The following is a 19,985-nucleotide window of genomic DNA, read 5'->3' as shown; positions in this document are numbered from 1 at the left end:
ATCGATTGAAATGTCAATCGATTACGGCTTCCGAAGGCGACCGGCCGTCCGGCGGCCAGCTGGACACGCCCTCTTCGAGCGGAACCTGGAGGCTGTGCAGGAGCGACGCGACCATCCGCCACGCGCCGATCGCGGCGACGAGCTCGATGAGAACCGTTGTGTCACCTTGTAATTCACGCTCACAGGCCGCCCAGCTCGCGGCGCTCACCGCGCCGTCGCGCACCACGTCGTCGGTGGCGGCCAGCACGGCGCGCTCGGTGGGTCCGAAGCCCTCGTGGGCCTGCCAGTCGCGCACGCCGAGCAGGTCGTCGGGGGCGACGCCGAGTCTGGACGCGACCCGCCAGTGCTGTGTCCATTCGTAGTCGCATGCGGTGAGCCAGCCGATTCGCATGATCACCAACTCGCGCAACCGCGGGTCGAGCGCACCGTGCCAGAGCATCGTGGCGAGCAGATCGTTGATGGCCCGCGCCAGCGCTGGGTGATTGAGCAGCACCTGGAAGATGCTGAGCTCGGCCATGTAGTTGGGCACTGCCGCTTCGTCGGCGGCGGCCGTGGCTTCGTCGAGCGGCAGTTTGGGCACGCGGGCTGTTGTCATGGTGAGCACTCCGTGTACTGGCGGGACACCGTCACGATCATCGGCCATGTTAGTCAGGATTTGCCGCGCCAACGCCCGAACACCGGGTATTGTGATTGTTAGTGCGAAACCCGTTGCCGCTCCGGTGTTTACGAGCGATACGGATCTAGAGCAGTCCGAGCAGCTGCAGGTCGGTCACGTACTTGACGATGACCGGCGCCGACACATGCGGGATGTCCGGATCGTCGCTGTCGGGGCCCAGCTTGGCTTCTTGCACCGCAGCACGGAAGCGGTCGGTCGACGCGAGCGAGCCGCGGCCCGGTTCCCCCGGCTCGATCTGCTGGGTGCTCGGCAGCTGCAGCAGCTGGAGTACCGAATGCTGACGCTGCGGCTCCGGCAAGTCACGCAGCGCGGCCTCGAATCGCCGCAGCCACTCGCCGAAGTCGTCGATCCGCTCGATCGGGTAACCGGCCTCGATCAGCCAGTCGACGTATTGATCGATGCCGATGCCGTCGTCGTGCGGGTTCATCACGTGGTAGGTCGCGAACCCGTCGACCGCCCGGGCACCCAGCGCGGTGATCGCCTCGGCGACGAATTCGACCGGCAGCGCGTCGAAGTGCGCGCGCTGCCGGTTGCCCTCGGCGTCGAGGCGATAGAAGGAGCGCGGCGCGACACCGGTGGCAGCGATACTCAACACCATCCGGGTGAACATGTCCGACAGATTGAGCTGGCCCGCGTAGCTGGTGTCGGCCAGGATCATGTCGCAACGGAACACCGCGACCGGCAGGCCGCACAGATCGTTGGCCTCGCGCAGCAGCACCTCGCCCGCCCACTTGCTGTTGCCGTAGCCGTTGGAATAGCCACCGTCGATGATCCGGGTGGGGCTGATGACCCGGATGTCGGCATCCTCGGTGAACGCCGCCGGCTCGACCCCGTCCCCGACGTTTGCGGTCGAAACATACGTGTAGGGCTTGAGTTTGGTGGTCAGCGACAAACGGATGAGCTCGGCGGTGCCCGCGACGTTGGGACCGAACAGCTCGGCGTAGGGCAGAACGCCGTTGACCAGGGCCGCGCAGTCGACGATCAGGTCGACATTGTCGGCCAGCCGCTGCCACGTCTGATCGTCGAGCCCGAGGTTCGTCGCGCCCTTGTCACCGGCGATGACCTCGAGATGGTCGGCGGCCAGCTCCTGGAAATACCGCAGCAACTGCGGGTCACCGCTGTCGAACGTCTGCTCCAGCCGCTGCCGCGCCTCCTCATCGGAGCCCGCCCGCACCAAGCAGATCAGCTTCCCGTCGACCAGCTCCAGCTGCTCGAGCCACCGCAGCGCCAGGTAACGCCCCAGGAAGCCCGTCGCCCCGGTCAACAGGACATTCCGCACCTGGGCATTGGGACCCGGCAGCGCCGGCGCGGCGCTGAGCGTCGCGGCGCCGATGAAGTTGTCCAGCGTCAGATCGCTCGCGTGCACCTCGGTGGCGTCCCGTCTGTGCACGGACGCAAAACTGACGCCGGTGTGCTGCCCGGCCTCGAAATCGTCTGCGTGCCGGTCCAATTGCTGACTCAGATTCCGCACCGATGGCGCATCGAAGACGGCACGCACCGGCAGATGGACGCCCAGGGTCGTGTGGATCGCGGCGACCAGGCGCATCGCCGACAGCGAATCCCCGCCCAGGTCGAAGAACGACTCCTCGACCCCGACCCGCTCCGCCCCCAGGACCTGGGCGTAGATGCCGGCCAGGGTCTCCTCGACCGGCGTGGCCGGCGGGCGGTAGCGGTCACCGTCGGTGTATGCCGGTGGGGGCAACGCCCGGGTGTCGAGCTTGCCGTTGACCGTCAGCGGCAGCGCGTCCAGCACCACCACCGCGGCCGGGACCATGTAGGCGGGTAGCCGATCGGCCAGCGCCGCGCGCAGGGTGACCGGGTCGGCGGTCCCGGTGATGTATCCCACCAGCCGCTTGTCGCCGGGGCGGTCCTCGCGGGCGATCACCGCCGCCTGCTCGACCCCGTCCAAACCGGCCAGGGCGGCCCGCACCTCCCCGAGTTCGACGCGGTGCCCGCGGATTTTGACCTGCTCGTCGGCGCGGCCCAGGTATTGCAGTTGCCCGTCGGGGCCCCAACACACCAAATCCCCGGTGCGATACATGCGAGTTCCGGGCGCCCCGAACGGACATGCCACAAACCGCGACGCGGTCAGACCGGCCCGGCGCACGTACCCGTACGCCAGCCCCGCGCCGGCCACGTACAGCTCGCCGATGACCCCGGTGGGAGTCGGCCGCAGCCACCCATCGAGCACGAACAGCGCGGCCCCCGGCACCGGCGAACCGATCGGCGGTGGGCCTGACTCGGGCGCCAGCGGCGCACTGATCGCCACACACATCGTGGACTCGGTCGGGCCGTAGACGTTGAGCATCGTCCGCCCCGGCGCCCACCGGTCCACCACGTCTTCCGGGCAGGCCTCGCCGGCCACCACCAAGGCGGCCGAGTCCAGACCCTCCAGCGGCAGCATTCCGGCCTCCGACGGTGTTTGGGTGAGCACGCTGACCTGCTCAGCACTCAGCAAGGCGTGCAGGTCTTTCGGGGAGCGGGCCGTCGCATCGGGCACCACCAGCACCCTCCCGCCGTGCAGCAGCGCACCGAAGATCTCCCACACCGACACGTCGAAGACCAGGGAATGGGTCTGCGACCACACGCCGGCCGCCGGCAGGGGCGCATCGAGGGGGGCGAACAGTTGCGTGACGTTGCGGTGGGTGACCGCCACCCCTTTCGGGGCCCCGGTGGTGCCGGACGTGTAGATGATGTAGGCGATGTCGTCGGCCGTCGGCGCCGCCGGCAACGCGGTGGCCGGCTGGGCGTCGAGGGCGGGATCGTTGACGTCGACGACCGCGAGCTCGAACCCGTCCAGCCGCGACCGGAGGTCGGCCGTCGTCAGCGCGGCTATCGGTGCGGCGTCGGTGAGGATGAACTCGATCCGCGCCGCGGGCAGCCCCGGATCGATCGGCAGATACGCCGCCCCGGTCTTGAGCACCGCAAGGATCGCCACGATCGCCTCCGCCGAGCGGTCGACGAGCAGCCCCACGCATTCACCCGGGCCGACCCCGTGGCCAATCAGCAGGTGCGCCAACCGATTCGCGGCGCGGTCGAGCGCCCGGTACGTCATCGAGCGTTCGCCGCAGCTGATGGCCAACGCCTCCGGGGCGTGGGCGACGTGCGCGGCGAAAATTTCCAGGATCGATGGCCAGGTCACCGGTTGGTTGGACACCGCGCGGTTGCCCCACTCGTCGAGCCGGTCGCGCTCGTCGTCGTCGAGCACGTCGATCGACGACAACGGCCGGCCGGAGTCGGCGGTCACGGCAACCAGGACCTGGTGCAGTCGTTTGATCAGCGTTTCGATCGTGCCGGAGTCGAACACGTCGGTGCGGAACTCGACTTGCCCGCCGATCCCGGCGGGTTCACCGGTGTCGTCCCAGTGTTCGGCCAGCGAAAAGGTCAGGTCCATGCGGGCGGTGTGGGTGTCCACCGGCAGCGGCGCGACGTGCAGATCGCCCAGGCTCAGGTCGGTCGGGTCGTTGTTCTGCCAGGCCAGCATCACCTGCACCAGGGGATGATGGCTCAGGCTGCGGGCGGGGTGAAGCCGCTCCACCAGCACCTCGAAGGGGACGTCCTGGTGCTCGTAGGCGGCCAGGCTGCGCCCGCGGACCTGCCCCAGCACCTGCGCGACCGTCGGGTCGCCGCCCAGATCCGTCCGCAGCACCAGGGTGTTGACGAAAAAGCCCACCACGTCGTCGAGCAGTGGGTCGCGGCGGCCGGCGATCGGGAAGCCGACCGCCACCTCGCTGCTTCCGCTCAGCGTCGACAACAGCATCGCCAGGGCGGCCTGGACCACCATGAAACTGGTCGCGTTGTGCGCCCGCGCCACCTCCCGCACCCGCTGCTGCAACTCGACCGGCCACTGCACGCCCACGGTGGCTCCGCGGTGATCGGCCACCAGCGGGTAGGGCCGATCGGTGGGCAACACCAGTCGCTCGGGCATCCCGGCCAGGTTGTGTTCCCAGAACCGCAGCTGCCCGGCGATGGGACTGTCCGGGTCGTCCAGGTCGCCGAACTGGTCGCGTTGCCACAACGTGTAGTCGGCGTACTGCACCGCCAGTGGCGCCCATCCCGGGGCGTCACCCGCCCGCCGGCTGGCGTAGGCCACGCCGAGATCACGTACCAGCGGGGTGAGCGACAAGCCATCGGCGGCGATATGGTGCAGCACCGATACCAGCACGTGCTCGTCCTCGGCGGTGCGGAACAGCCATGCGCGCAACGGGATCTCGGTTCCCAGATCGAACGCGTAGTGCGCCACCGTCTCCACGGCCTCCGCCAGCCGGTCCGGCGACCAGGTGGTGGCGTCGACCACGTCCCACCCGACATCGGCCGCCTCGGGCGCCACCACGACCTGTTGGGGTGTCCCCTCCGCCGCGATGAACACCGTGCGCAGGCTTTCGTGGCGAGCCACCACATCGCTCAGTGCGGCACCGAACGCGTCGGCGTCCAGGCGCCCCTGCAACCGCAACGCCGCCGCCATGTTGTACACCGCCGAGGGCCCCTGCAACTGGTCGAGGAACCACAACCGGGATTGGGCGAAGGACAACGGGATCACCGCAGGGCGCTCGATCGCCACCAACGGCGTCCGTCCCGCCCCGTCCGTACCGAGGCGCAGCGCCAACTGGTGAATCGTGGGTGCCTCGAACAGGGAACGCACCCCCAGGTGGGCGTTCAGGCCGGTGTTGACGGCCGCGATCAACCGCATCGCCGCGAGCGAATCCCCGCCCAGATCGAAGAACGAGTCGTCGACGCCGACGCGGTCGAGGCCTAGGACCTGGGCATAGATGCCGGCCAGGACCTCTTCGGTGGGGGTGACGGGGGCCCGGTAATGGCCGGTGCCGCGATAGTCGGGCGCCGGGAGGGCGCGGGTGTCGAGTTTTCCGTTGACCGTCAACGGGATTGCGTCCACGACGACGACCGCGGCGGGCACCATGTAGGTAGGCAACCGCTCTGCGAGCGCGGCGCGAATGTCTGCCGGATCGACGGCCCCGGTCACGTAGCCCACCAGCCGCTTGTCGCCCGGGTGGTCCTCGCGGGCGATCACCGCCGCCTGTTTCACTCCATCCAAAGCGGTTAGCGCCATGTGGATTTCGCCGAGCTCGACGCGATGGCCGCGAATCTTGACCTGATCGTCGGCACGGCCGAGGTATCGCAGCTGCCCGTCCGCGCCCCAGCGCACCAGATCCCCCGTGCGATACATCCGTTGTCCAGGCGCTCCCGACGGGCATGGCACAAACCGCGACGCGGTCAGGCCCGACCGGCCCACGTACCCACCCGCCAAACCCTCTCCGGCCACGTACAACTCGCCCGCCACCCCGGCCGGCACCGGCCGCAACCAGTTGTCCAGCACGAAGAAGGCGAGATGCGCCAAGGGAATTCCGATGGGGCTGGCATCGCTGTGGACGTCTCCGTCGACGATCTCGCGGAACGAGGCATGCACCGTGGTCTCGGTGGTGCCGTACATGTTGATCAGGCGCGGCCGTCCCGAGTGGTTGGCCAGCCATTTGCCCAACCGCTGGGGTTCGAGCGCTTCGCCACCGAACACCACGGTCTGCAGCTTGAGTTGTTGGGAGAGGTCGGGCGAGAGCGCGTCGGCGGTTTGCAGCGCGTAGAACGCCGACGGCGTCTGGCTCAGCACGCTGACCTGTTCACGAACCAGCAAGGCGTACAGCTCTTCCGGTGACCGGACCACCGCGTCGGACACCACCACCAGGCGGCCGCCTCGCAACAGCGCGCCGAAGATCTCCCACACCGAGAAGTCGAAGGCCAACGAATGGCACTGCGTCCACACCTGCCCGAGCTCCAGCTCGGCGTCCAGCGACTCCAGCAGCTGGATGACGTTGCGGTGAGTGACCGCCACGCCCTTGGGGATTCCGGTGGTGCCGGACGTGTAGATGATGTAGGCAATGTCCTCCGGAGCCGGGGCCGGTAACGCCGTGCCGGGGAAGGTATCCACCGCCGGGTCGTCGATCTCGAGGACCGGCAGGCCGCAGCCGTGGAGCCGCGACCGCAGCCCGCTCGTCGTGAGCACGGCGACCGGTGCGGCATCGGTGAGCATGAAGCCGATCCGCGCCTCGGGCAGCCCCGGATCGATCGGCACATAGGCCGCACCGGTTTTGAGTACCGCCAGGATCGCCGCGACCGCCCCGGCCGACCGGGGAATGAGCAGCGCCACCCGCTCCCCCGGACCGACACCGTGCTCGGTTAAAAAGTGCGCCAACCGGTTCGCGGCGGCGTCGAATTGCCGATAGGTCCACGAGCGGTTTCCGCAGTTGATGGCCACCGCATCCGGGAATCGATTCACCTGGGTGGCGAACAGTTGGGGAATCGATGGTCCCGTCAGCGCGGGCTGGTTCAGCACCGCGGCGTTGCCGATGGCCTCGAGGCGGGCACGCTCTGCCTCGTCGAGCACATCGATCGACGACAGCCGGCGGGCGGGGTCGGTGGTCAAGGTCGCCACCACTTGCTGGAGCCGTGCGACAAGCGTTGCGACAGTGGCGGTGTCGAACACGTCGGTACGGAACTCCACCGCACCGCCGATCCCGGCGGGCCGGCCGTCGTCGGTCCAGCGTTCGGCCAGCGAGAACAACAGATCCGTGCGGGCGGTGCGGGTGTCCACCGGCAGCGCGGTGACTTGCAGATCGCCCAAACTCAGGTCGGCGGGGTCGTTGTTCTGCCAGGCCAGCATCACCTGCACCAGCGGATGATGTCCCAGGCTGCGGGTGGGGTTGAGCCGTTCCACGAGCACCTCGAAGGGCACGTCCTGGTGCTCGTAGGCGTCCAGGCTGCGCCGTCGCACCTGGGCCAGAACCTCGGCGACGGTGGGGTTCCCGGCCAGATCGACCCGCAGCACCAAGGTGTTGACGAAGAAGCCCACCACGTCGTCGAGTGCGGGATCGCGGCGCCCGGCAATCGGAAAGCCCACGGCCACATCGGAACTCGTGCCGAGTTTGGCGAGCAGCACCGCCAAGGCGGCCTGAAACACCATGAAACTGGTCGCGTTGTGCGCCCGCGCCACCTCGCGCACCCGGTCCTGCAGCGCGGCCGGCCACTCGACTTCCACCCTGGCCCCGCGGTAATCGGCCGCCACCGGGTAGGGCCGATCGGTGGGCAACTCGAGACGCTCGGGCATCCCGGCCAAGGCCTCCTGCCAGTAGCGCAGTTGGCCGGCGATCGGGCTATCCGGGTCGTCGAGATCGCCGAGCTGGGCCCGTTGCCACAGCGTGTAGTCGGCGTACTGCACCGCCAATGGCGCCCATCCCGGCGCCCGGCCCGCGCACCGGCTGGCGTAGGCCACTCCGAGGTCGCGCACCAGCGGGGTGAGCGACCAGCCGTCGGCGGCGATGTGGTGCACGACGGCCACCAGCATGTGCTCGTCCTCGGCGACCCTGAAAAGCCGTGCTCGCAACGGCATCTCGGTGGTCAAGTCGAACGGGTGCCCCGCAGCCGCCGCGACGGCCTCGTCCAATCGCGCCGGAGACCACCCGGTGGCGTCGACGACGTCCCACTCGGTGTCGGCGCGCTCCGGCGGCACCACCACCTGCTGCGGTGTTCCCTCGGCCGCGACGAACACGGTGCGCAGGCTTTCGTGGCGGGCCAGCGCATCGGCCAGCGCGGCGCCCAACGCGTCGGTGTCCAGGTTTCCGAGCAGCCGCAGCGCCGCGGCCATGTTGTAGACCGGCGACGGTCCGTGCAGCTGGTCGATGAACCACAGCCGGGACTGCGCGAACGACAACGGCAGCACCGCCGGCCGGGGGCCGGGGACCACCCGCGCCGGGCCACCGTCGCCCGCACCGAGGAGCGGCGCCAGGCGGCGAATGGTGGGCGCCTCGAACACCGCACGCACCGACAGGTGCGCGTCCAGGCCCGCGTTGACGGCGGCGACCAGGCGCATGGCGGCCAGCGAATCGCCACCCAGGTCGAAGAACGACTCCTCGACCCCCACTCGCGGCAACCCCAGTATCCGGGCGTAGATCTCGGCCAGGATTCCCTCGATCGGGGTCGCGGGGGCGCGGTAAGAATCGGTGTCGTGGTATTCCGGCGCCGGCAGGGCCCGGGTGTCGAGTTTGCCGTTGACCGTCAACGGGATTGCGTCCAATGCGACGACGGCGGCGGGCACCATGTACGCCGGCAATCGCTCGGCGAGTGCGGCGCGGATCGCGGCCGGGTCGGCGGTCCCGGTCACGTAGCCCACCAGCCGGCCTTCGCGGGCGATCACCGCCGCCTGCTCAACTCCGTCCAAAGTGGTTAGCGCCGTGTGGATTTCGCCGAGCTCGATGCGATACCCGCGGATCTTCACCTGATCGTCGGCGCGCCGCACGTACCGCAGCTGACCGTCGGCGCCCCAGCGCACCAGGTCCCCGGTGCGATACATGCGCGCCCCGGCGCCGCCGAACGGGCACGCCACGAACCGCGACGCCGTCAACCCGGATCGGCGCAGGTACCCGCACGCCACTCCACGTCCGGCGACATACAACTCGCCGACCACCCCGGCCGGCACCGGCCTCAACCACTTGTCCAACACCAACAATGCGGCGCCGGATACCGGCGACCCGATAGGTGCACCGGCTCCCGCGGCCAGCGGCGCGCTGATCGCCGCGTCCACCGTGGTCTCGGTGGGGCCGTACGCGTTGACCATCACCCGGTCCGGCGCCCATCGATCCACCAGCTCGTCCGGGCAGGGCTCACCGCCGATCACCAGGGCCACCGCATCCAGGCCCTCCGGTGACAACGCACCGGCCTCGGACGGGGTTTGGCTCAGCACGCTGACTTGTTCGCGAATCAGCAACGCGCGCAGGTCTTCCGGTGCGTGAACGACCGACTCGGGCACCACCACCAGCCGGCCCCCGTCCAGCAGCGCGCCGAAGATCTCCTGGACCGAGACGTCGAAGGCCAGCGAGTGGCACTGCGACCAGACCCCCGCGGCCGGCAGGGGCGCGTGCAGCGACGCCATCAGCTGGGTCACGTTGTGGTGGGTGACGGCGACGCCCTTGGGGACGCCCGTGGTGCCCGACGTGTAGATCAGGTACGCGATGTCCTCGGGGGCGGGCGCGTGCAACGCCGTGGCGGGCCTCGTGTTCACCGACGAATCGTTGACATCGATGACCGGCAGGTCGAATCCGTCCAGCCGCGACCGTAGGTCCGCGGTGGTGACGGCGAGGATCGGCGCGGCGTCGGCGATCATGAACCCGATCCGCGCCGCGGGCAGGCCAGGGTCGATCGGCAGGTAGGCCGCTCCCGTCTTGAGCGCCGCCAGGATCGCGACGATCGCGTCGGCGGACCGCGAAAACAGCAGCGCCACAAAGGCACCGGGGCCGGCGCCGCGGCCCGCCAGCAGGTGCGCCAAGCGATTCGCGGCCTCGTCCAGCTCGCGATACGTCATGGAGCGGCCTTCGAAGCTCAGCGCCACCGCCTCAGGCATGCGGGCCACATGCGTGGCCAACATCTCCGGAATCGACACCCCGGTCACTGGCTCGGTCAACACCGCTCGGTTCCCCCACCGGGCCAGGTGGGCGTGCGCCGACTCGTCGAGCGCGTCGATCGTCGACAACGGGCGGGTGGGGTCGGCGGTCATCGCCAAAAGCACCCGGCGGAACCGCTCGATCAGCGCGTCGATGCCGGCCGCGTCGAAGACGTCGGTGTCGAATTCGACGCGCAGGCCCAGTTCGTCGCCCGGCACGGCTTGCACCGAGAGCGGATAGTGGTTGAACTCGCGGCTGCTGAAGTCGGTGACGGTGACCTCGTGAGCGCCCGCCAATGCGGCGGCGTCGATCGGATAGTTCTCGTACACGAACAAGGTGTCGAACAACTGGTCGTGGCCGGTGGCGCGGTGGATTTCGGACAGCGCCAGGTGCTGGTGTTCGAGTGTCTGGTTGTGGGCGCGGCGCAGCTGGTCGAGCAGGCCGGCGACGGTGGTTGCCGCGGTGATGGTGGCCCGCACCGGAACCGTGTTGATCAGCAAGCCCACCATCGATTCGGCGCCGCGCAACTCGGCCGGCCGGCCGGAGACCACGGCGCCGAAGACCACGTCGTCCTGGCCGGTCAGCCAGGCCAGCAGCTGCGCCCAGGCGGCCTGCAGGACGGTGCTGACGGTGGTGTGCGACGAGCGGGCCAGCCCGCTCAGTGCCCGCGTGGTTTCCGCCGGCACTCCGAACGTGGCCACGCCCCGCCGCCCCGCCTGGCCCGGTGGCCGCACCAACGTCGGGGTGTCGAACCCGTCGAGCGCCTGGCGCCACGCCGCCTGCGCGGCCGCCACGTCCCGGTTCGCCAGCCAGGTGAGGTAGCCGCGGTACGGCGCCGCCGCCGGCAACCGCTCTCGGTAATAGCCGGCGAAGATCTCCTGGAGCACGATCGGCAGCGACCACCCGTCCATCACGATGTGGTGGACGGTCAGCACGAAGCGGTGCCGGTCTTTCGCGGTGCGGATCAGCGCGGCCCGGAACGCCGGGCGGGCGGCCAGGTCGCAGACCGCGGCGCGTTCGGCGGCGGACAGCTGCTCGATGTGCTCGTCCGGGTCGAGGTCGTCGGCGCCGAGTTGGACGTAACGCCACGCCATCGCCGGGTCGGCCGGGATGATCTGCACCGGCTCGTCGAAGTCTTCGCAGAACCGGGCCACCAGGTTGGGGTGCCGGTTGAGGACGGTGTGGACCGCCTCGCGCAGGCGCTGCGGGTCGAGCGGGCCGCACACGGTGATGTCCAGCTGAACCGCATACACGTCGTCGCCCGGGTCCTGTCCAGTGCTGGCGTGGAAGAGCAGCCCCTGCTGCAGCGGCGTCAACGGCAACACGTCGGCGGTCGGGTGTTGCCGGCACAGCTCATCGATCTGCTGCTGACTCAGCCGAGCGGGCGCGATGTCCGACGGGGTCAATCCGCCCCCACCGTTTCGCACGTGCGCGCAGATGCCGGCCAGGGCGTCGCACCACAATTGGCTGAGCCGGCGGACCTGGCCGTGCTCGAGCGCCGAGGGCGCCCACGTCCAGTTGGCGTGCAGGCGCGGGCCGTTCGTCGTTTCCATGGTCCCGGCGTTCAGTTCCAGCGTGTGTCCCAACGGCATTGGCAGCGCCGCGGTCGCAGCGGTCAGCGACAGGCTGTCCTGATCGAGCCGCCACAATTCGTCTGAGAGCTCGGCGGCCCCGCCGAGCCGTCCCAGGTAGTTGAAGCCGATCACCGGATCCGAATCATCCAGGCCCACTTCGGGATTCAGGTAGCGCAGCAGCCCGTAGGTCAGCCCGTCCGGCAGGGCGCGCAGCTGCTCTTTGGCGTCCTTCAGGAGTGCACCCAGCTCGGCCTCACCGGCTTTGACCGTCGCCCAGAGCGGCTTACCGAGGGTGAACGCGACCGGGTATTTGGCGGTGAACCAGCCCACGGTGCGCGACAGGTCCACAAGGGGGCCCACGTCTTCGTGGCGGCCGTGGCCCTCGATGTCGATAGAAAGCGGCGCGCCGGTGCCCAGGAATTCGTTGATCGCCAACCCGAAGGCGATCACCAAAATGTCCTGGACACCGGCGTGGAGCGCCGCCGGCACTGCCCCCAGCAACATGCGAGTGGTCTCGGCATCGAGTGACACCGCCAGATGCTTCGCGGTCTCGTAGGTGTCGACGTCGGGGCGCACCGACGGAAACAGCGCCCGGGTCGCCGCCACTTGGCGCCAGGCGTCCGCCGTCTCGACGACCTCGGGGCGCCGGGCGTGCTCCTGCAGCAGTGCTGACCACCGGGCGAACGACGTCCCGCCCAGGGGCAGCGTCACCCGCTGCCCGCTGCGCTGCTGGACCCACGCGATGTTCAAGTCCTCCAACAGGATTCGCCACGACACCCCGTCGACGGCCAGGTGATGAACGATCAACGCCAACCGGCTGGTGGACTCGGCCCACACCGCGCGCAGCATCACCCCCGCGGCCGGGTTCAACCGCGACCGCGCCGCCACCAACGCCTCTTCGGACAACACGTCGACGGTGTCGATGCACCCGCGAGCATCGACCGCGCCGGGCTCGGGCACCTGCAGCGACCAGCCGGCCGCCCCGTCGTCGTCGACGCGCAGCCGCAGCATGGCGTGCCGATCGATCAAGGCCTGCAGCAGCGCCACCACGTCGTCGTGGGTGACCCCCCAGGGGGCCTGGACCACCATGGTTTGGTTGAAATCGTCGACCGCCCCGTCGACCTGGTGCAGCCAGCGCATGATCGGCGTGGCCACGGCTTCGCCGATACCCTCGTCGATTACACGGTCGTCGATGGCGACCCCGGCTACCCGGGCCAGTCGGGCCACGGTCTGCTCGACGAAAATGTCGCGCGGGCGGAACAGGACGCCGGCCGCCCGAGCCCGGGCCACCACCTGCATCGACAAGATGCTGTCGCCGCCCAGATCGAAGAATGAATCGTCGACCCCGACCCGCTCCACGCCCAACACCTGGGCGTAGATCCCGGCCAGGATCTCTTCGACGGCGTCGCCTGGATCGCGGTAGTGCTCGGCGCTTTCGTAGTCGGGCGCCGGCAGGGCGCGGGCGTCGAGTTTGCCGTTGACGGTGAGCGGCAGTTCGCCCAGTGCGACGACCGCGGCGGGGACCATGTAAATGGGGAGCCGGTCGGCCAGCTGGGCGCGGATGGCGGCGGGGTCGGCGGTCCCGGTGATGTAGGCGACCAAACGCTTGTCGCCGGGGCGGTCTTCACGGGCGACCACGACCGCCCGCTCGATGCCGCCCAAACCGGTTAGTGCGGTGCGGATTTCGCCGAGCTCGATGCGATACCCGCGGATCTTGACCTGCTCGTCAATCCGGCCGAGGTACTGCAGCTGGCCGTCGATGCCCCAGCGCACCAGGTCCCCGGTGCGGTACATGCGCGCCCCGGACCCACCGAACGGGCACGCCACAAACCGCGACGCCGTCAACCCCGGTCGGCCCGGATACCCACACGCGACGCCGCGCCCGGCCGCATACAACTCGCCCACCACGCCGACCGGTACCGGCCGCATCCACCTGTCCAACACGAACAACGCCGCGCCGGGCACGGGCGACCCGATCGGCGGCGTGCCGGTTCCCGCGGTCAGCGGCGCGGTCATCGCCGCATACATCGTGGTCTCGGTCGGGCCGTATTGGTTGACCATCACCCGCCCGGGTGCCCACCGGTTGACCACCTCCGGCGGACATGGCTCCCCGCCCATCACCAGCGTCGCCGCCGATTCCAGACCCTGCGGAGACAACGCCGCCACCGCCGAGGGAGTGTGGCTCAGCACGCTGACCTGTTCGCGAACGAGCATGGCGTGCAGGTCTTCTGGTGAGCGGACGACCGAGTCGGGCACGATCACCAGCCGGCCACCGCGCAGCAGTGATCCGAAGATCTCCCACACCGAGAAGTCGAAGGCCAACGAGTGGCATTGCGACCACACCTGCCCGAGCTCAAGCTCGCCGTCCACCGACTCCAGCAGTTGGGTGACGTTGTGGTGGGTGACGGCCACGCCCTTGGGAACCCCGGTCGTGCCCGAGGTGTAGATGATGTAGGCGATGTCGTCGGGGTCCGGCGGCGGTGGTGCGCTGCGGGGTTGAGCTGCTATTTCAGGATCGTCGAAACCGATGACGGCCAGGTCCGATCCGTCGAGCTGCGAACGCAACTCGGGGGTGACGATCGCGGCGAGCGGTATGGCATCGGTGAGCATGAACTCGATGCGTGCCGCCGGCAGACCCGGATCGATGGGCAGGTAGGCCGCCCCGGTCTTGAGCACCGCCAGGATCGCCACGATTGCCTCGGCCGAACGCTCGGCCAGCAGCGCCACACACTCCCCCGGACCGGCGCCATACTCAACAAGCAAATGCGCCAACCGATTCGAAGAGTCGTCGATTTCGCGGTAGGTCCACGAACAATCTGTGCAGGTGATGGCTACGGCGTCGGGGGCGCGGTCCACCTGGGTGGCGAACAACTCCGGGATCGAGACCCCCACCGACGCGGGCCGGTGCAGCACGGCGCGGTTGCCCATGAGCTCGAAGCGGGCATGCTCTGACTCATCGAGCACATCGATCGACGAGAGCCGCCGCGTCGGGTCGGTCGTCATGGCGACCAACACGTGATGCAACTGCTCGATCAGCCTTTCGATGCGGACGGTGTTGTACACGTCGGTGCGGAATTCCACCGCCCCGCCGATGCCGGCGGCCTGGCCGTCCTCGGTCCAGCGTTCGGCCAACGAGAACACCAAATCCATGCGGGCGCTGCGGGTGTCCGTCCGAAGCGGGGTGACTTGAAGGTCACCTAAAGTCAGATCGGCGAAGTCTTCGTTTTGCCAGGCCAGGACTACTTGGATGAGGGGGTGGTGACTGAGACTGCGGGTGGGGTGCAGCCGGTCGACGAGGACCTCGAAAGGCACGTCTTGGTGTTCATAGGCGGCCAGGCTGCGCTGTTGCACCTGGCCCAAAAGCTGAGCGACGGTGGGATTTCCGGCCAGATCGGTACGCAACACCAACGTGTTGACGAAGAACCCGACCAACTCATCCAGCGCGGGATCCCGACGACCGGCGATCGGAAAACCCACCGCCACATCCGAAGTCGCGCCGAGCTTGGCCAACAACACCGCCAACGCCGCCTGCACCACCATGAAACTGGTCGCATTATGCTCACCAGCCACCTCACGCACCCGCAACTGCAACTCCGCAGGCCACTCGACGGCCACCCGCGCGCCCCGATAATCGGCCACCACCGGATATGGCCGATCGGTGGGCAACTCCAGCCGCTCAGCCATCCCCGCCAACGCGTCCTGCCAATACGCCAGCTGCGCGGCGATCGCACTATGAGGGTCGTCGAGATCCCCGAACTGCGCCCGCTGCCACAACGTGTAATCGACGTACTGCACCGCAAGCGGCGCCCACCCCGGCGCCCTACCCGCACACCGACTGGCATAGGCCACACCCAAATCACGCACCAACGGCGTGATCGACCACCCATCAGCAGCAATATGATGAGCCACCGCCACCAACACGTGCTCACCCTCACCCACCCGAAAAAGCGTCGCCCGCAACGGAATCTCCGTCGTCAGATCGAACGCGTAACGCGCCGCCGCCTCGATGGCCTCCTCTAACCGGCTCGCCGGCCAGCCCTCCGTCTCCACCACCTTCCACCTGACGGCGGATTGTGTGGGCGGCAGCACGATCTGGTGTGGGGTCCCCTCGGGTGCGACGAAGACGGTGCGCAAACTCTCGTGCCGGTCCACCACGTCGCCCAAGGCGGCGCGCAATGCGTCGGTATCCAGCCGCCCGTCCAGCCGCAGCGCCGCCGCCATGTTGTAGACCGGTGACGGCCCGTGCAGCTGGTCGATGAACCACAACCGGCTCTGGGCGAATGACAGCGGCACCGTCGCCGGCCGCTCGCCGGCCACCAATGGCGTCGGGCGCCCACCACAGGTGCCGATGCGGGGGGCCAACTGCGCCACCGTGGGCGCCTCGAACAGCGCGCGCACCGAAAGACCGGTATCCAGACCGCTATTGATCGCCGCGATCACCCGCATCGCCGAGAGTGAGTCGCCGCCGAGGTCGAAGAAGGAGTCGTCGATGCCGACGCGCTTGATGCCCAGGACTTGGGCGTAGATGCCGGCCAGGATTTCTTCGACCGCACTGGTCGGGGCGCGGTAGTGATCGGTGTCCTGGTAGTCGGGTGCCGGCAGGGCGCGGGTGTCGAGTTTGCCGTTGAGGGTCATGGGCAGGGTGGTCAGGGGGATGATCGCGGCCGGGATCATGTAGCCCGGGAGTCGCTGGGCCAGTGCGGCGCGCAGCTGGGCCGGGTCGGCGGTGCCGGTGAGGTAGCCGACCAGGCGCTTGTCGCCGGGGCGGTCCTCGCGCACGATGACGACCGCCTCCTCCACCCCGTCGAGCGCGGCCAGCGCCGAGCGGATTTCGCCGACCTCGATGCGATAGCCGCGGATCTTGACCTGCTCATCAGCGCGCCCGACATAACGCAGCTGCCCATCAGCGCCCCAACACACCCGATCCCCGGTCCGATACATGCGCGCGCCGGGCTCACCGAACGGACACGCCACAAACCGCGACGCGCTCAACCCGGCCCGGCGCACATACCCCAGGCCCACCCCGCGACCGGCCACATACAACTCCCCGACCACCCCGACCGGCACCGGGCGCAACCAGCCGTCCAGCACAAAAAACGCCGCCCCGGGCACCGGCGACCCGATCGGCGGCGGACCGCTCTTGGCCGCCAACGGTGTGCTGGCCGAGGCGAAGATCGTGCTCTCGGTCGGACCGTAAACGTTGATCATCACCCGCCCCGGCGCCCAGCGATCCACCAGCTCCGCCGGCACCGGCTCGGCCCCGATCACCAGCGCCACCGCATCCAGGCCCTGCGGTGAGAGCATCCGCACCGCCGCCGGTGTCTGGCTCAACACGCTGACCCGCTCGCCGACCAGCAACGCGTGAAAATCCTTCGGGGAGCGCGCCACCGCATCCGGTACCACCACCAGCCGCCCACCATGCAGCAGCGCACCCCAGATCTCCCACACCGAGAAATCAAAGGCATACGAATGGAACTGGGTCCACACCTGCCCCGCCGCCAACGCCACCCCAACCTGCGCGGCGTCGAACAACCGGGTCACATTGGCGTGACTGACCGCCACTGCCTTAGGCACACCGGTGGTGCCCGAGGTGTAAATAATGTGGGCCACATCCTCAGGATCAGGCCCCACCGCCGGCGCCGTCCCAGGCTGAGCGGACAGGCCCGGGTCGCACACATCGATGACCGGCACCCCGTAACCGGCCAACCGCTGTGCCAGCGCCGCGGTGCTGACCACCGCGATCGGCGCGGTGTCGGCGAGCATGAACTCCACCCGCGCCCCCGGCAACCCCGGATCGATCGGCAAATACCCCGCACCGGTCTTGAGCACCGCCAAGATCGCCACGATCGCCTCAGCCGACCGCGAAAACACCACCGCCACCGACTCACCCGGACCCACACCCCGGCCAATCAACAGATGCGCCAACCGATTCGCCGCCACATCCAACTCCCGATAACTCACCGACCGGCCCTCACACGTGACCGCCACCGCCTCCGGAGTACGAACCACCTGCGCAGCGAACAACCCCGGAATCGACATCGGCGTCCACGGCCGGGTCAGCGCTTCGTGGTTGCCGAGGGCATGCAGGTGGGCATGCTCGGCCCCGTCGAGCAAGTCGATCGACGACAGGGGCCGGGTCGCATCGGTCGTCAACGAGACCAACACCCGCTCCAAACGGTCGATCAGTGTCGCGACGGTGTCGGTGTCGAACACGTCGGTGCGGAACTCCACTGCCCCGCCGATACCGGCGGGTTGCCCGGCGTCGGTCCAGCGTTCGGCCAACGAAAACACCAGATCCATGCGGGCCGTACGTATGTCCAGCGGCAGCGGAGTGACGTGCAGGTCGCCCAGGCTCACTTCGGCAGGGCGGTTGTTCTGCCAGGTCAGCATGACCTGCACCAGCGGATGATGGGTCAGGCCGCGCGTGGGGTTGAGCCGCTCCACGAGCACCTCGAAAGGTACGTCCTGATGCTGGTAGGCGGCGAGGCTGCGCTGGCGCACCTGGGCCAACACCTCTGCGAGGGTGGGATTTCCGGCGAGATCGACGCGGAGCACCAACGTGTTGACGAAGAAGCCCACCAGCTCATCCAGCACCGGATCTTGCCGCCCGGCGATCGGAAAGCCCACCGCCACATCGGAAGTCGCGCTGACTTTGGCCAGCAGCACCGCCAGGGCGGCCTGGATCACCATGAAGTCCGTCGCGTTATGGGCGCGAGCCGCCTCGCGCACCCGTTGCTGCAATTCCGCCGGCCAGTCCACGGCCACGCTGGACCCGCGATAGTCGGCGACCAGTGGGTAGGGCCGGTCGGTGGGTAGCGCGAGATGCTCGGGCATGTCGGCCAAAGCCTGTTGCCAATACCGCAGCTGCCCGGCGATGGGGCTGTCAGGATCGTCCAGGTCACCCAACCTGGCCTGTTGCCACAGGGTGTAATCGACGTACTGCACCTCCAGTGGCGCCCACGCCGGTGCCTGGCCCGCACACCGGCTGGCGTAGGCCGTCCCGAGATCGCGCACCAGCGGCGTCAGTGACGACCCGTCGGCGGCGATATGGTGGGCGACCGCCACCAACACATGCCGGTTCATGGCCATGCTGAAAAGCTGTGCGCGCAGGGGTATTTCGGTGGCCAGATCGAACGTGTGACGCGCCGCGGTCTCGATGGCCTCCTCGAGGCGACTCGGCGACCAATCGCCGGCATCCACCACCCGCCAACCGAAGTCGGCCCGCTCGGCGGGGATGACCACCTGCTGGGGTGTTCCCTTCGGTGCGACGAACACCGTGCGCAAGCTTTCGTGTCGGGCGACCACATCGCCCAGCGCCGCCCCGAGCGCCTCGACATCCAGGCGCCCGTCCAGCTGCATCGCCGCGGCCATGTTGTAAACCGGTGACGGTCCCTGCAATTGATCGGTGAACCACAACCGGTTCTGAGCAAACGAGAGCGGCACCACCGTGGGCCGCGCACCGGCCACCACGCGGGCCGTCCGGTCCTGGCCCGCACCGAGACGCGGCGCCAATTGGCGAATCGTGGGTGCCTCGAACAAGGTTCGCACTTCGAGGTGGGCGTCCAGGCCGGTACTGACCGCCGCCACCAAACGCATGGCCGACAACGAATCCCCGCCGAGGTCGAAGAAGGATTCGTCCACCCCGACGCGCTCCAGCTCCAGCACCCGGGCATAGATGCCGGACAGGATTTCCTCAACCGGAGTCGCCGGGTGGTGATAGTCGCGGCTTCCCTGGTAGTCGGGCGCGGGCAGGGCGCGGGTGTCGAGTTTCCCGTTGACGGTGAGCGGCAGTTCGTCCAACGCGACGACCGCGGCCGGGACCATGTAGTTGGGCAGCCGGTCGGCCAGCTGGGTGCGGATGTGGTCGGGGTCAGCGGTCCCCGTGATGTAGGCGATGAGGCGCTTGTCGCCCGGGTGGTCCTCACGGGCGACAAGCGCAGCCTGGTCGACGCCGCCCAAACCGGTTAGTGCGGTGCGGATTTCGCCGAGTTCGATGCGGTAGCCGCGGATCTTGACCTGCTCGTCGGCCCGCCCCATGTACTGCAGCTGGCCGTCGGCGCCCCAGCGCACCAGGTCCCCGGTGCGATACATCCGCGCCCCGGACCCACCGAACGGGCACGCCACAAACCGCGTCGCCGACAACCCCGCACGACCCACATACCCGCACGCAAGACCCCGGCCGGCCACATACAACTCACCGACCACACCCTGCGGCACCGGCCGCAACCACCCATCCAAAACGAAGAAACCCAGATGGGCCAACGGCACACCGATCGGACTGGCGTTGCT

Annotated in this window: 2 protein-coding genes; both read right to left on the bottom strand. The window is 68.9% G+C overall.

The genetic code is table 11. The features are described 5' to 3' along the window. Positions 1 to 13 precede the first annotated feature (13 nt). On the bottom strand, positions 14 to 595 hold the full coding sequence (locus AWC17_RS22270) for a carboxymuconolactone decarboxylase family protein (protein WP_046184339.1): 582 nt from the start codon (positions 593 to 595) through the stop codon (positions 14 to 16). A 145-nt stretch (positions 596 to 740) separates the two neighbouring features. Further along, positions 741 to 19,985: non-ribosomal peptide synthetase (locus AWC17_RS22265; protein WP_085165101.1), on the bottom strand; the 19,245-nt coding region annotated here is incomplete at its 5' end.

It is taken from the genome of Mycobacterium nebraskense (genome assembly GCF_002102255.1).
Lineage (GTDB): Bacteria > Actinomycetota > Actinomycetes > Mycobacteriales > Mycobacteriaceae > Mycobacterium > Mycobacterium nebraskense.
The sequence above is the reverse complement of the archived record's forward strand: the minus strand, read 5'-3'. Positions and strand labels throughout refer to the sequence as shown.